Here is a 13,459-nt window from a genome sequence, read left to right as displayed (position 1 = left end):
TCAGGCGGCGGCTTCGCGCGACGCCTCGTCAAGGTACTTCAGCAGGTTCTCGGGCGACGACACGCCATAGGGATCCTCGGGGTGGTTGTCGCACAGGCCTGGCTCCTCGAACCACGCCTCGACCCGGCCGTCATTGATGACCGCCGCATAGCGCCAGGAGCGCAGGCCGAAGCCGAGATTGTCCTTGCGGACCAGCATCCCGGCACGGCGGGTGAACTCGCCGGAGCCGTCGGGGATCACCTCGACATGCTCGAGCTCCTGCGCGCGGGCCCACTGGTTCATCACGAAGGCGTCGTTGACGGACATGCAGTAGATCGCGTCGATGCCATGGGCGCGGAACGCCTCGATGTTCTTCTCGAAGCCGGGCAGCTGGTAGGTCGAGCAGGTCGGTGTGAAGGCGCCGGGCAGCGAGAACAGCACCACGCGCTTGCCCGCGAAATAGGACGCCGTGTCGCGCTCTTCCCAGCGGAAGGGGTTGGGGCCGCCGAGGCTCTCGTCACGCACGCGGGTGCGGAAGGTCACGTCGGGGATACGGGCGCCGGGCTGCATGGGATGCTCCTGTCTTGGTCGGTTCGAAGGTTCGGCCCGGGTCTAGGAAATCATGCCGGGGGGCGCAATGCTGCGTTGCGGCGCAAAGCCGTTGAACGGCCGCTGCATGGCAGGGTTGCGGCAATCGGGATGCGCGGGGCCCAAGCTGCGTTGCGTGGACGCCGCGAGGGGCATATGTATCGGTCAGGCCAAGAGGAAAGGCATGACCGTGCGCGACCTGAAGATCCCCGGCGACCGCCACCCCGAAAAGGCGCGCCGCGCCGACAGCGCGCCGCAGCCCAAGAAGCCGGAATGGATCCGGGTCAAGGCGCCGACATCCGAGGGCTACAAGCAGACCCGCGACATCATGCGCGAGCACAAGCTGGTGACGGTCTGCGAGGAGGCGGGCTGCCCCAATGTCGGCGAATGCTGGAGCCAGGGTCACGCCACCATGATGATCATGGGCGAGATCTGTACCCGGGGTTGCACCTTCTGCAACGTCGCCACCGGACGCCCCGACGCGCTCGACGTGTTCGAGCCGGGCCGCGTGGCGGATGCGGTCAAGAAGCTCGGCCTCAACCACGTCGTCATCACCTCGGTCGATCGCGACGATGTCGATGATGGCGGCGCCGCGCATTTCGCCCAGACGATCCGCGCCGTGCGGCGCCAGTCGCCCGGCACCACGATCGAGATCCTGACGCCGGATTTCCTGAAGGCGAAGCCGGGCGCGCTCGAGGTGGTGGTCGAGGCCAAGCCGGACGTGTTCAACCACAACCTCGAGACCGTGCCGGGCCTTTACCCGGAGGTGCGCCCAGGCGCGCGCTATTTCCATTCCCTGCGACTGCTGCAGCGGGTGAAGGAGCTCGACCCGTCGATGTTCACCAAGTCGGGCATCATGGTGGGGCTGGGCGAGAACAAGCAGTCCGTGCATCAGGTGATGGACGACATGCGCGCCGCCGACATCGATTTCCTCACCATCGGCCAGTACCTGCAGCCGACGCCCAAGCATCACGCCGTGGATCGCTTCGTCACGCCCGAGGAGTTCGCGAGTTACGAGAAGGCGGCGCGGGGCAAGGGATTCCTGATGGTTTCCGCCACGCCGCTCACGCGGTCGTCCTACCACGCAGGCGATGACTTCGCGCAGCTGCGCGCGGCGCGGCTGGCCCGTCTGGGCGCCTGACGCCGTCAACGTGCCCGCCGGTCACTCGACCGGCGGCACCGATTTGAGATAGGCGGCCACAGCGGCGCGATCCTCGGCGGTCAGCCGGCCCATCTCCTCGACCACCAGCGCCATCTCGCCACCGGCGGTGTCGAAATCCGGGGTGAAGCCGCTCTCAAGGTAATAGGCGATGTCCTCCTCCGACCAGTCGAGACCGGCCGGGGTGATGTTCGGGATGCGCCCGTCGCCCGAGGGGTTCTCGGCGCCTGCGAGCCAGCGGCTCCGGTCGAGCCCGCCCAAGGGCCCGCGCGGCGTGTGGCATTCGCCGCAATGGGCCAGCGCCTCGGCGATGTAGCGCCCGCGCGTCGCCTGCGGCGAGATCTCGCCCTCCAACGTCCAGTCCTCGGACATGTTCAGCCGCTTCCAGATGCCGACCATGCGACGGATCGAGAACGGGAAGGGCAACTCGTGGGGCAGGCTCTCGGCCTCCGAAGGCGGCAGGGTCCGGAGATGGGCGATCAGGTCGCGCATGTCCTGCGGCTCGACCAGCGCGTAGGCGGTATAGGGCAGGGCGGGATAGTAATGCGCCCCGGAGGGCGCCACGCCGCGCATCACCGCATCCATGATCTCGGCATCGGACCAGTCGCCCACGCCTTGCGGCGAGGGCGAGATGTTGGGCGCGTGAAAGGTGCCGAAGGGTGAGGCGAAGGCGCGCCCGCCCGACAGAACCGGCGCATCGTCGATCTCGGCCTCGGGCGCGATGTGACAGGCGGCGCAGCCGGCCGCCGCAAAGATCGCCGCGCCGCGCTGGGCGTCACCCGGCGGGCCTTCGATCATCGCGGCGGGCAGCGGCTCGGGGGCGGTGATCACCCAGACCCCGGCCGCCCCGAGCAGGATGATCGCGGCCCCCGCGCCGAGGGCGCGAGCAATCATTCCTCGGGTTTGCGATAGGCCTTGTGGCAATCGCCGCAGGCGTCGCCCACCGACTTCATCGCACCTTGCAGCGCGGCGAGATCGGTGCCGGCTGCCTCCTGCATCGCCTGCGTGGCGTCGCGCAGCGCCGCGGCCTTCTGGCCGACATCTTCCATGTCCTGCCACAGCTCGGGCAGGGCGCGGCTGTCCTCGAGATCCTCGGTGGAGGAACCCTCGACCCAGTAGTTGCCGTTCGTGCCCTGCGCGAGTCCGGCCAGCGCCTCGGCCGCGGCGGAGGCAACATTGGCGTCATACTCCATCTCGCCTTTGGCCATGGTGCCGAGCACCCCAAGATGCGCGCCCATCAGCTTCATGTGGCTTTCGCGCAGTTCCTGCGCCTTTTTCGGCTCGAAGACCTCGGCGGAGAGCGGAGCGGCCAGCAGCGCGAGCGCGGCGGCGGCGATTGCGGGGCGGCGAAGGTGAATCATGATGTCGTTCCTTGTGGTTGAACTCGTCACGACTACCCTAACGGCAAGCAGGCATTGGTAAAGAAATTTCGTCGTGGCCACATAGGCGTTCAGCGCAGCAGAGGGCCACGCCCGGACGGAGCGACGGAGAGCGCCTCGGGCCAGCCCCAGATCCGCTCCATCCCGAGGAGAACGAGACAGGCGAGGATGACGGCGAGGATCAGCGCGACGCGGCCGGGCGATGGCGGGTGACGCGCCCAATGCGCCAGCCGGAGCAACCAATGGATATTCATCTCGCCCTTTCCTCAGGCCGGCCGCGCTCCAGATCGGTGCCCAGACCGCGCGCCGGCGGGGTTGCGTTCGCCCCCGCCAGCGGCGAGATGGTCGCGCAGATCAGGGAGTCCAGATGCCGACACATTCCGAGACCCGAACGCTGCCCTATTCGGCGCAGCAGATGTACGACCTCGTGGCCGATGTCGGGAATTACCCCGAGTTCCTGCCCTGGACGGCGGCGGCGCGGGTGAAGTCGGTGACGCCGCAGGGCGATCAGGAGGTGATGCTCGCGGATCTGGTGATCTCCTTCAAGGTGTTCCGCGAACGCTTCACCAGCCGGGTGACGCTCTGGCCGGAGCAGAAGAAGATTCACACCGAATACATCGACGGGCCGTTCCATCACCTCGTCAGCAATTGGAGCTTCCGCGATGTCGAGGGCGGGGCCGAGGTGCATTTCGACGTCGATTTCGAGTTCCGCAACCGGCTGCTGCAGGGCGCGGCGGGGCTGTTCTTCAACGAGGCGATGCAGCGTGTGGTGCGCGCCTTCGAGCGCCGCGCGCACGAGCTTTACGACCGGCCCTGAGCCTTGATCGCGCCGATCACCAACGCGACGGCGTGATCGCGCGCGAGGCTGCGCACCGTGTCGCGGCCGCGCGCCCCGAACTCAACCAACTCGGTCTCGCAGCCCGCGGCGGTCGCGACGCCAAAGCAGACGCGCCCCTCGGGCTTGTGCTCCGAGGCGCCGGGGCCGGCGATGCCGGTGATCGAGACGGCGATGTCGGCGCCGGAGCGCTCGCGCGCACCTTCCGCCATCTCCTGCGCAACCTCGACGCTGACCGCGCCATGCGCCTCGAGCGTGGCGGCGGAGACGCCCAGCAGCGCCATCTTGGCCTCGTTGGAATAGGTGACCACGCCCCAGTCGAAGACGTTTGAGGCGCCGGGCGTTTCGGTGATGGCGGCGGCGACCATGCCGCCGGTGCAGCTCTCGGCCGTGGCCACGCGGAGCCCGGCCTCGCGGGCCCCGTTCACCAGTCTCGCCGTGTCGCCCATGCTCAGCCTCCGAGGAACATCACGCCATGCGCCAGCACCGCGAGGATAACGACGCCGATGGCGGCGAAGATCCCGGCGACCACGTCGTCCATCATGAGGCCCGTCACGTCGCCGCGTCGGTCCATCCGGCCGACGAGGCCCGGCTTGAGGATGTCGAACAGGCGGAACAGCCCGAAGGCCGCGATCCAGCCGGGCCAGAGGTCGAGCACCGGCGCGCCGACATGGGCGGCACCGAACAGCACCGGCCATAGCGCGATCCACTGGCCCACAACCTCGTCGATGACAACGTGGCTTGGATCGTGATCGCCCGACCGGGCCGCCTCCGCCCGCGCGGCCGGGAAGCCCGCCGCCAGCGCGAGGGCGATCATCGCCAGCATCAGCCACGGCCCGCCGATCCAGTAGATCGGCAGCGCCGCGACGAGGGCGGCAAGCGAGCCCCAAGTCCCGGGGGCCGGGCGGATCAGGCCGCTGTAGAAGAACGTGGCGATCAGCCGGCTCATGCCTTCACCAGCGTGGCCGTGGCGATGGCGGCGATGCCCTCCTCGCGGCCCGGAAAGCCCAGACGCTCGGATGTGGTCGCCTTGACGCTGACCCGGCCCGGCTCGATCTGCATGATCCGCGCGAGTTCCGCGCGCATCTTCTCGGCATGCGGGCCGATCTTGGGACGCTCGCAGATCAGGGTGACGTCGCAATGGGTTATGGCGAAACCCTCGACCCGGGCGAGGTCGGCGGCATGCGACAGGAACACCTCCGAACGGGCGCCCTTCCACTGCGGGTCCGACGGCGGGAAGTGCTGGCCGATATCGCCATGCGCCATGGCGCCGTAGATGGCGTCGGTCAGCGCGTGCATGCCGACATCGGCATCCGAATGGCCCTTGAGGCCGCGGTCATGCGCGATCTCCACGCCGCAGAGCCACAGGCTCTCGCCCGGCTCGAAGGCGTGCACGTCGAAGCCGTTGCCCGTTCTCACATCCATGTCGCACCCCAATATCCTCTCGGCGCGGGAGAAATCCTCCGGCCCGGTGATCTTCACGTTGTTCTCGTGGCCCGCGACGACCGCGACCGCAAGCCCCGCGGCGCGGGCGACCGCGACGTCGTCGGCGGCGGGCGGGCCGTCATGAGCACGGTGCGCGGCGAGGATCGCGGCGAAATCGAAGCCCTGCGGCGTCTGCGCCCGCGCCAGCCCCTCGCGCGACGGGGCGTCGACCACGGCGCCGTCGGCGACGCGCCACAGCGCGTCGGTCACCGCGAGGCCCGGCGCGGCGGCCAGGTTGTGGTCGAGAGCGGTGATCACCGCCTCGATCACGCCCCGCGGCACCAGCGGGCGCGCGGCGTCGTGGATCAGCACCCTAGCGGGAGGGCGATCGGCGAGCGCCTCGAGCCCGGCGCGGACCGACAGCGCCCGCTCGGCGCCGCCCGGCACCACCAGATCGGCCGCGGCCTCGATCTCGGGATAGCGGCCGATTTCATCCGGGTGCAGCACGAGGCAGATCGGTCCCAGCCCGGCAAACGCATCGAGTGTACGCGCCAGAACCTTGCGGCCGCCGAGATCGCGCCATTGCTTGGGCAACTCGCCACCGGCCCGGCGGCCGCGACCGGCGGCGACGATGATCACGGCGGCGCCGGCATTGGCAGGGGCAGGGCTATCGCTCACATCGTCTCCTTCACGCGGCGCTCGGGCTTGTGTAGGGGCTGCCTCGGGACGGCGCAATTCCATCCTTTCCAGCAGATTGCTGCACATTTTTTATGCAAACGCGATATGCTGTGGCAGTTGCACACGCCTGGCGATTGTGACGCATGGCGCCGCTCCGTAGATCGGACCCAGACGCACAGGTTTTAGGCAAATGACACCCGCCCCCCTTACCCCCATCGATCTCGGCTCCGGCACGATCATCGACGCCCCCGTGGCGCTGGCGCCGTTGGCGGGGATCACCGACCTGCCGTTCCGCGAACTCGTCGCCTCCTTCGGCGCGGGGTGGGTGGTGTCCGAGATGGTGGCCAGCCAGGAGATGGTGCAGGCCAAGCCGGGCGTGCGGGAGCGCGCCGAGCTGGGTTATGGCCGCGCCGATACGGCGGTGCAGCTCGCGGGCCGCGATCCCTACTGGATCGCCGAGGCCGCGCGCATGGTCGAGGCCAACGGCGCGAAGATCATCGACATCAACATGGGTTGCCCGGCCAAGAAGGTGACCGGCGGGCTGTCTGGTTCGGCGCTGATGAAGACCCCCGACCACGCGCTGCGCCTGATCGAGGCGGTGGTCGGCGCGGTGTCGGTTCCGGTCACGCTCAAGACCCGGCTGGGCTGGGACGACGATCTGCTCAACGCGCCCGAGATCGCGCGGCGGGCCGAGGCGGCGGGGGTGCGGATGGTGACGATCCATGGCCGCACGAGGTGCCAGTTCTACAAGGGATCGGCCGATTGGGCAGCGATCGCACGGGTGCGCGAGGCGGTGTCGATCCCGGTGATCGCGAATGGCGACATCACAGATCCCGCCAGCGCGCGGCTGGCGCTCGACCGTTCGGGCGCGGCGGGGGTGATGATCGGGCGCGGCGCGCAGGGGCGGCCTTGGATGCCGGCCGTGATCCGCGCCGACCTGACCGGAACCCGGCCGCCGAACGTGCCGAATGATTCCGAATTTATCGACATGGTTTCAACTCATTACGAGGCGGTGCTGAGGTTTTATGGCAAGGCGCTCGGTGGTCGCGTCGGGCGCAAGCATCTGGGCTGGTACATGGACGAGGCCGGCACGCCCGAGGCGTTGCGACGCGAAGTCCTGACCGCCGAGCCGGAGCGGGTTCTCACGACGCTGCCGCTGGCGCTCGACGGCGAAAGGCGGGCGGCATGATCCTCGACACCGCCCTGTGGAACTCGCTGCCGGTGCCGGCGCTGCTGCTGGCGGGGGATGACAGCATCGCGGATGCAAACTCCGCCGCCGAGCTGTTCCTCAACTTCTCGCAGCGTGCGCTGCAGGGCGCTTGGGTCTGGGACCGGGTCAAGACCGATGCCCAGCTCGAAGAGGCCTTCGCGCGGGCCCGGGCGCAGCGCAGTTCGCTCTTCGTCAACGACGTCGATGTTGGCTCGGGCGATCGCGGGCCGGTCCAGTGCTCGCTTCTGTTCGCACCGCTGATGGGCAGCGAGTCGAAGATGCTGATGATGATCTCGCCGCGCGAGATGGCGCATCGGCTGACCCAGCATCAGGCCACCGGCAAGGCCGCGAAATCGGCGATCGGCATGGCCGAGATGCTGGCCCACGAGATCAAGAACCCGCTGGCGGGCATCACCGGCGCGGCGCAGCTGCTGTCGATGGGGCTCTCGGCCGAGGATCGCGAGCTGACCGACCTGATCGTCGAGGAAAGCCGCCGCATCGTGAAGCTGCTCGAACAGGTCGAGCAGTTCGGAAATCTGCGCCCGCCCGCGCGGCGCCCGGTCAACGTGCACGACGTGCTCGACCGCGCCCGGCAATCGGCCACGGTGGGCTTCGGCGCGCATATGCAGTTCGTCGAGGACTACGACCCCTCGCTGCCGCGCGCCCAGGTCGATAGCGACCAGCTGCTGCAGGTGGTGCTGAACCTCGTCAAGAACGCCTGCGAGGCCGGCCGCCCCGGCGGCACGATCCGGCTGCGCAGCTTCTACGAGCCGTCGCTGCGGGTCCGCCAGCCCGATGGCAGCCACGCGCGGCTCCCGCTGCAGATCGAGATCCAGGATGACGGCCCCGGCCTGCCGCCGGAAATCGCGGCCGAGGTGTTCGAGCCTTTCGTGTCGGGCCGCGAGAACGGCACCGGTCTCGGCCTCGCGCTTGTCTCCAAGCTGGTGGCCGAGAATGGCGGCTGGATCTCGGTCGATTCCGATCCGGGCCGCACCGTGTTCCGGATCTCGCTGCCGCGCGCCAATGACGACCCCCCGAGCGGAGAGAACTGATGGACGGAACGATCCTGGTCGCCGATGACGACCGCACCATCCGCACCGTGCTGACCCAGGCGCTGACGCGCGCGGGCTGCAAGGTACATGCCACCTCGTCGCTGGTGACGCTGATGCGTTGGGTAGAGGAAGGAAAGGGCGACCTCGTCATCTCCGACGTCGTCATGCCCGACGGCAACGGCATCGAGCAGCTGCCCAAGATCGCCGAGGCCCGGCCGGGACTGCCGGTGATCGTGATCTCGGCGCAGAACACGATCATGACGGCGATCCAAGCGGCCGAGGCCGAGGCCTATGACTATCTCCCCAAACCCTTCGACCTGCCGGACCTGATGAAGCGGGCCGGTCGCGCGCTCGAGACCAAGCGGCGCGCCCCGGCACCGCGCGAAACCACGCCCGACAGCGCGGCTGGCGGCGATCTGCCGTTGGTCGGGCGCACGCAGGCGATGCAGGCACTCTACCGGCTGGTGGCGCGGGTGATGAACACCGCGTTGCCGGTGCTGATCACCGGCGAGAGCGGCACCGGAAAATCCCTCATCGCGCGGGCGATCCACGATTTTTCCGACCGCCGGTCGCTGCCCTTCGTCACCGTTTCGGCCAGCGACCTGACCGGCATGGACGGCCCCGGCGCGGTGCTGAGCCGGGCGCGCGGCGGCTCGATCCTGTTCGACGAGGTCGGCGATCTGAACGGCGAGGCGCAAGCCCGGATCGTGCGGATGCTCGACGCGATGGGCGACAGCGCGCCGCGGATCATGGCCAGCTCGCAGGGCGATCTGGCCCAGCGGATCGAGGCGGGAGATTTCCGCGAGGATCTCTACTACCGCCTCGCCGGCGTCACCATCGAGGTGCCGAGCCTGCGGGAGCGGGTCGACGACATCCCGCTTCTGGCCGAGCACTTCCTCGTCCGGGCCGAGCGGGACGGGCTCGGCCCGCGTCGGCTGTCGACGCAGGCCACGGAAATGATCCGCGCCTATTCCTGGCCCGGCAATGTGCGTCAGCTCGAGAACGCGATGCGGCGGCTGGTGGTGACCTCCTCCGAGGAGGAGATCACCCGAACCGACGTGGAATCGGTCCTCGGCGGTCAGCCCGCGGCCGAGCCGCTGCGCGGCGGCGGCGAGGGCGAGAAGCTTTCGGCCAGCGTCGAGCGGCATCTGCGCCGCTATTTCGACCTGCATGGCGGCCAGCTTCCGCCGGTGGGCCTCTACCAGCGGATTCTCAAGGAGATTGAGACGCCACTGATCGAGATCGCGCTCGACGCGACCGGCGGTAACCAGGCGAAATGTGCTGATCTTCTGGGCATCAACCGGAACACGCTCCGCAAGAAAATCACGGACCTCGATATTCGCGTGACACGACGCCGCAAGTTGATGTAAAACCGCAACAGAACCGTGACCCCCCGGTCTCAGCACCGGGGCGAGATCACGGCAATGAGGTTGCGGAACTTGCGTTCCCATCAATGGGGCAGGGCGTTTGAGGCGGCTATCGACCTCCCGATTCTCGCGTGTAGCGCGCTGGCGGCGCCAGCGGCGGGTGCAGAACGCTGCGACCTTGTCGCTGGTGGTGCTCGGCCCGTTGCTGGCGGTGGCGACCTTCTGGGTGCTGGGTCCGCTCGACCAGGGCGCGAGTTCGCCGCTGCTGCGCCTCGTCCTGTTGGCCGACCTCGTCTACACGCTGCTGGTCGCGGCACTGGTGTCGTTCCGCGTGGCGCGGATGATCTCGGACCGGCGCGCGCGCTCGGCCGGCTCGCGGCTGCACCTGCGGCTGACCGGGGTGTTCGCGCTGATCGCGCTGATCCCGACCGTTCTGGTTGCGGTGTTCTCGGTCCTGACCATCAATGTCGGCCTCGAAGGCTGGTTCTCGGAGCGGGTGCGCACCGTTCTGGGCGCCTCGCTCACGGCCGCGCAGGCCTATGAGGAAGAGCATCGCCAGGACCTGTCGCGCGACGGGCTCGAGCTGGCGGCGTTTCTCAATTCGGAGCGGCAGGCCCAGCCCTTCCTGTCCGATGGCGAGGTGCGTCAGGCGCTCGGTCGGGTGCAGGGCCAGATCGAGCGCGGGCTGACCGAGGCCTATGTGATCGACGGCGCGGGCGAGATCCGCGCCCGTGGCGCCCGCAGCTACGAGTTCGACTACGAGCGGCCGGCGGCCGAGACCTTCCGCCGCGCCAACTCCCGCGGCATCGCCATCATCGAGGACTGGACCAACAACGAGTTCCGGGCCCTGATCCCGCTCTCGGCCTTCACCGACCGGTTCCTCTATGTCACCCGCGAGGTCGATGGCGGCATTCTCGCGCTGCTCGACGACACCCAGGAAACGGTCGAGCTCTACAAGCAGCTCGAGGCCGAGCGCGGCCGCCTTCTGTTCGAGTTCGGGCTGCTCTATCTGGGCTTCGCGGTGATCCTGATCCTCGCTGCGATCTGGCTCGGCCTGTGGTTCGCCGAGCGTTTGTCCAAGCCGGTCGGTCGGCTGGTCGCAGCCTCCCAGCGGGTCGGATCCGGCGATCTCGACGTGCGGGTGATCGAGGAGGAGGGCGACGACGAGATCGCCCAGCTCGGCACCTATTTCAACCAGATGACCACCGAGCTGAAGGTCCAGCGCGACCGGCTGCTCGACAACACCCGCCAGATCGAGGCGCGGCGGCGGCTGTTCGACAGCGTGCTGGGCTCGGTGACCTCCGGCGTGGTCGGCCTCGACGCCAGCGGGCGGGTCGATTTCGCCAACCGCTCGGCGCTGCGTCTGCTGGGGATCGAGACGCTGTCCGAGGGCACGACGCTGGCGCAGCTGGTGCCCGAGTTCGAGCCGCTCTTCGAAGCGCTGTGCGGCGAGGAGCGCGACAGCGTGCAGGAGCAGGTCCGGCTGCTCCGGGGCGGCGCGCAGGAGACCCTTCTGGTGCGGATGGCGCCGCGCCGCGCCGATGACGGCGCGCTCGAAGGCTACGTGGTGGCCTTCGATGACGTCAGCGACCTGGTGAGCGCGCAGCGCATGGCGGCCTGGGGCGACGTGGCGCGGCGCATCGCGCACGAGATCAAGAACCCGCTGACGCCGATCCGGCTCTCGGCCGAGCGCATCCAGCGCAAATTCGGCCGCCAGCTCGGCGAGGCCGACGCGCAGGCGCTGAGCTCGATGACCGAGGTGATCGTGCGCCAGACCGGCGACCTGCGGCGAATCGTCGACGAGTTTTCCAAGTTCGCCCGCATGCCCGAGCCCGACCGGAGCCCCAACGATCTGGTGGCGCTGCTGCGCGACGCGGTGACGTTGCAGGAGGTGGGCCAGCCCGATGTGCGCTTCGAGGTCGAGCTGTCGCATGGCAGCCTGCCGGCCGATATCGACGCGACGATGATCACCCAGGCGCTGACCAACCTGATGAAGAACGCCGGCGAGGCGATCGAGTCGCTGGTCGAGCGCGGCGCGCCCGAGGGGCTGGTTCCGACGATCCGGGTCCGGCTCGAGGCGTCGGAGAACGATGCGCGCATCACCATCGCCGACAACGGCATCGGTCTGCCCGAGGACCGGGCCAAACTGTTCGAACCCTACGTGACGACGCGCGACAAGGGCACCGGCCTCGGCCTGCCCATCGTCAAGAAGATCATCGAGGAGCATGGCGGAAGCCTTGTCCTCGTCGACGCGCCAGCCTTCGAGGAGGGCGCCCACAAGGGCGCCATGGCGGTCATCACCCTGCCGGTGCTGCGCATGGGTCATGGCGAATCGGGGGACATCGAGAAGACCGGGAAACCGGCATTGCAGGCAACAGCATGAGGCGAGAGATGACCGACATCCTGATTACCGACGACGAACGCGACATCCGGGAACTGATCTCGGACATCCTGCGCGACGAGGGCTATTCCACCCGGCTCGCCGGCACCTCCGATGAATGCATGAGCGCGATCGAAGACCAGCCGCCGGCGCTGATGATCCTCGATATCTGGCTCAAGGACAGCCAGATGGACGGGATCGACATCCTCAAGGCGGTCAAGCGCGACCATCCCGGCATCCCGATCGTGATCATCTCGGGCCACGGCAACATCGAGATCGCGGTCGCGGCGATCAAGCAGGGCGCCTACGACTTCATCGAGAAGCCGTTCAACATCGACCAGCTCCTGGTGGTGATCAAGCGGGCGATGGAGACCTCGCGGCTGCGGCGCGAGAACAGCGAGCTCAAGCGCGGCGACGCGCCGCCGGCCGAGATGCTGGGCGAGAGCGCGGCCTTCCGCTCGCTGCGCAGCCAGCTCGACAAGGTGACGCGTTCGAACGGGCGGGTGATGCTGACCGGCTCGCCGGGGTCGGGCAAGGAGATCGCGGCGCGCTACATCCACGCGAATTCCAACCGGGCCGACGCCCCCTTCGTCACCGTCAACTCGATCACCATCGAGCCGGAGCGGATGGAAGAGGTGCTGTTCGGCCGCGAGAGCGCCGAAAAGGGGATCGAGCCGGGCCTCCTCGAGCAGGCCAATGGCGGCGTGATCTATTTCGACGAAGTGGCCGACATGCCGCTCGGCACCCAGTCCAAGATCCTGCGCGTGCTGGTCGACCAGTCGTTCCAGCGCGTCGGCGGCTCCAGCAAGGTGCAGGTCGATCTTCGTGTGATCTCCTCGACCAATCGCGACCTGCAAGCGGCGATCCGCGCCGGCTCCTTCCGCCAAGAACTGTACCACCGCCTGAACGTCGTGCCGATCCACGTGCCCGGCCTCGAGGAGCGGCGCGAGGACATCCCGGTCCTGGCCGAGCACTTCATCGCCGAGCTGAACAAGAGCCAGGGCCTGCCGCTGCGCCCGCTGGGCGAGGATGCCCGCGCGCTGCTGCAGACCATGCTCTGGCCGGGCAATGTGCGGCAGTTGAAGAACGTCATCGAACGCGTTCTTATCCTTGGAGATTCCTCGGGTGAGATCACCGCACGAGAGCTGCCGGGCCTAGACGATCCGAACAAGGATGACGGCCGGGTCGTGCTGTCGGGCGGGCTGGCGACGCTGCCGCTCCGCGAGGCGCGCGAGCTGTTCGAGCGGGAATACCTGCTGACCCAGATCAACCGCTTCGGCGGCAACATCTCCCGCACCGCGGCTTTCGTCGGCATGGAGCGCTCGGCGCTGCACCGCAAGCTCAAGAGCTTGGGCGTGGTGACCTCGTCCAAGGCCGGCGCGCGAGTCGCGCATGTCGAGGACTGAT

General features: G+C 68.5%; 14 protein-coding genes. 7 read left to right on the top strand and 7 right to left on the bottom strand.

Annotated elements, in window-relative coordinates; genetic code table 11:
* The gene (locus FHS00_RS01255; protein ID WP_183469094.1) at positions 1-549 is read right to left on the bottom strand and encodes a peroxiredoxin; all 549 of its coding nucleotides are present in this window, start codon (positions 547-549) and stop codon (positions 1-3) included.
* Between the two features lie 202 nt (positions 550-751).
* Here FHS00_RS01255 and lipA point away from each other — a divergent pair, with 202 nt between their 5' ends.
* On the top strand, positions 752-1,708 hold the full coding sequence (gene lipA / locus FHS00_RS01250) for a lipoyl synthase (protein WP_183469092.1): 957 nt from the start codon (positions 752-754) through the stop codon (positions 1,706-1,708).
* A 21-nt stretch (positions 1,709-1,729) separates the two neighbouring features.
* Here lipA and FHS00_RS01245 read toward each other — a convergent pair whose 3' ends face one another.
* The 3 genes from FHS00_RS01245 to FHS00_RS01235 form a co-directional block, all read right to left on the bottom strand.
* A complete protein-coding gene (locus FHS00_RS01245; protein WP_183469090.1) occupies positions 1,730-2,620 on the bottom strand; it encodes a c-type cytochrome in 891 nt (296 codons plus the stop codon).
* Positions 2,617-3,087 (bottom strand): c-type cytochrome, encoded by a 471-nt coding sequence (locus FHS00_RS01240; protein ID WP_183469088.1) that lies wholly within the window; start codon positions 3,085-3,087, stop codon positions 2,617-2,619. Before FHS00_RS01240 ends, FHS00_RS01245 begins: the two co-directional genes overlap by 4 nt.
* 89 nt (positions 3,088-3,176) lie before the next feature.
* Positions 3,177-3,359, bottom strand: coding sequence for a hypothetical protein (locus FHS00_RS01235; protein ID WP_183469086.1), 183 nt, complete (start codon positions 3,357-3,359; stop codon positions 3,177-3,179).
* A gap of 113 nt (positions 3,360-3,472) precedes the next feature.
* Between FHS00_RS01235 and FHS00_RS01230 the strand changes: the two genes are divergently transcribed.
* Positions 3,473-3,922 (top strand): type II toxin-antitoxin system RatA family toxin, encoded by a 450-nt coding sequence (locus FHS00_RS01230; RefSeq protein ID WP_183469084.1) that lies wholly within the window; start codon positions 3,473-3,475, stop codon positions 3,920-3,922.
* On the opposite strand, the gene FHS00_RS01225 is transcribed toward FHS00_RS01230, so the two are convergent.
* The 3 genes from FHS00_RS01225 to FHS00_RS01215 are packed head-to-tail and all read right to left on the bottom strand — an operon-like array spanning position 3,907 to position 6,043.
* Complete coding sequence (locus FHS00_RS01225; RefSeq protein WP_183469082.1) at positions 3,907-4,389, bottom strand: CinA family protein; 483 nt, start codon at positions 4,387-4,389, stop codon at positions 3,907-3,909. The genes FHS00_RS01230 and FHS00_RS01225 overlap by 16 nt on opposite strands.
* 2 nt (positions 4,390-4,391) lie before the next feature.
* Complete coding sequence (locus FHS00_RS01220; RefSeq protein ID WP_183469080.1) at positions 4,392-4,889, bottom strand: phosphatidylglycerophosphatase A family protein; 498 nt, start codon at positions 4,887-4,889, stop codon at positions 4,392-4,394.
* Positions 4,886-6,043 carry a bifunctional 2-C-methyl-D-erythritol 4-phosphate cytidylyltransferase/2-C-methyl-D-erythritol 2,4-cyclodiphosphate synthase gene (locus FHS00_RS01215; protein ID WP_343064575.1) on the bottom strand — a complete coding sequence of 386 codons (1,158 nt, stop codon included), beginning with the start codon at positions 6,041-6,043 and terminating at the stop codon, positions 4,886-4,888. Before FHS00_RS01215 ends, FHS00_RS01220 begins: the two co-directional genes overlap by 4 nt.
* 190 nt (positions 6,044-6,233) lie before the next feature.
* On the opposite strand from FHS00_RS01215, the gene dusB reads away from it, so the two are divergent.
* The 5 genes from dusB to ntrX all read left to right on the top strand — a co-directional run bounded on the left by dusB (position 6,234) and on the right by ntrX (position 13,458).
* The gene (gene dusB, locus FHS00_RS01210; RefSeq protein WP_183469078.1) at positions 6,234-7,232 is read left to right on the top strand and encodes a tRNA dihydrouridine synthase DusB; all 999 of its coding nucleotides are present in this window, start codon (positions 6,234-6,236) and stop codon (positions 7,230-7,232) included.
* Positions 7,229-8,305 (top strand): two-component system sensor histidine kinase NtrB, encoded by a 1,077-nt coding sequence (locus FHS00_RS01205; RefSeq protein ID WP_183469076.1) that lies wholly within the window; start codon positions 7,229-7,231, stop codon positions 8,303-8,305. The genes dusB and FHS00_RS01205 overlap by 4 nt, the downstream gene beginning before the upstream one ends.
* Positions 8,305-9,675 (top strand): response regulator, encoded by a 1,371-nt coding sequence (locus FHS00_RS01200; protein ID WP_183469074.1) that lies wholly within the window; start codon positions 8,305-8,307, stop codon positions 9,673-9,675. The genes FHS00_RS01205 and FHS00_RS01200 overlap by 1 nt, the downstream gene beginning before the upstream one ends.
* 157 nt (positions 9,676-9,832) lie before the next feature.
* Positions 9,833-12,055 (top strand): sensor histidine kinase NtrY-like, encoded by a 2,223-nt coding sequence (locus FHS00_RS01195; RefSeq protein ID WP_343064574.1) that lies wholly within the window; start codon positions 9,833-9,835, stop codon positions 12,053-12,055.
* 8 nt (positions 12,056-12,063) lie between these two features.
* Entirely contained in the window at positions 12,064-13,458 is a 1,395-nt protein-coding gene (ntrX, locus tag FHS00_RS01190; RefSeq protein WP_183469070.1) for a nitrogen assimilation response regulator NtrX, read from the top strand.
* Position 13,459 lies beyond the last annotated feature (1 nt).

Source organism: Limimaricola variabilis (assembly GCF_014195545.1).
GTDB classification, from domain to species: domain Bacteria; phylum Pseudomonadota; class Alphaproteobacteria; order Rhodobacterales; family Rhodobacteraceae; genus Limimaricola; species Limimaricola variabilis.
Note: the sequence above shows the minus strand (reverse complement) of the source record. Positions and strands in the feature narration are given on the sequence as shown.

What these genes read in the sequence shown, in the direction of transcription:
- FHS00_RS01255 (WP_183469094.1), bottom strand. Translation starts at nt 549, where the DNA reads ATGCAGCCCGGCGCCCGTATCCCCGACGTGACCTTCCGCACCCGCGTG.
- lipA (WP_183469092.1), top strand. Translation starts at nt 752, where the DNA reads ATGACCGTGCGCGACCTGAAGATCCCCGGCGACCGCCACCCCGAAAAG.
- FHS00_RS01245 (WP_183469090.1), bottom strand. Translation starts at nt 2,620, where the DNA reads ATGATTGCTCGCGCCCTCGGCGCGGGGGCCGCGATCATCCTGCTCGGG.
- FHS00_RS01240 (WP_183469088.1), bottom strand. Translation starts at nt 3,087, where the DNA reads ATGATTCACCTTCGCCGCCCCGCAATCGCCGCCGCCGCGCTCGCGCTG.
- FHS00_RS01235 (WP_183469086.1), bottom strand. Translation starts at nt 3,359, where the DNA reads ATGAATATCCATTGGTTGCTCCGGCTGGCGCATTGGGCGCGTCACCCG.
- FHS00_RS01230 (WP_183469084.1), top strand. Translation starts at nt 3,473, where the DNA reads ATGCCGACACATTCCGAGACCCGAACGCTGCCCTATTCGGCGCAGCAG.
- FHS00_RS01225 (WP_183469082.1), bottom strand. Translation starts at nt 4,389, where the DNA reads ATGGGCGACACGGCGAGACTGGTGAACGGGGCCCGCGAGGCCGGGCTC.
- FHS00_RS01220 (WP_183469080.1), bottom strand. Translation starts at nt 4,889, where the DNA reads ATGAGCCGGCTGATCGCCACGTTCTTCTACAGCGGCCTGATCCGCCCG.
- dusB (WP_183469078.1), top strand. Translation starts at nt 6,234, where the DNA reads ATGACACCCGCCCCCCTTACCCCCATCGATCTCGGCTCCGGCACGATC.
- FHS00_RS01205 (WP_183469076.1), top strand. Translation starts at nt 7,229, where the DNA reads ATGATCCTCGACACCGCCCTGTGGAACTCGCTGCCGGTGCCGGCGCTG.
- FHS00_RS01200 (WP_183469074.1), top strand. Translation starts at nt 8,305, where the DNA reads ATGGACGGAACGATCCTGGTCGCCGATGACGACCGCACCATCCGCACC.
- ntrX (WP_183469070.1), top strand. Translation starts at nt 12,064, where the DNA reads ATGACCGACATCCTGATTACCGACGACGAACGCGACATCCGGGAACTG.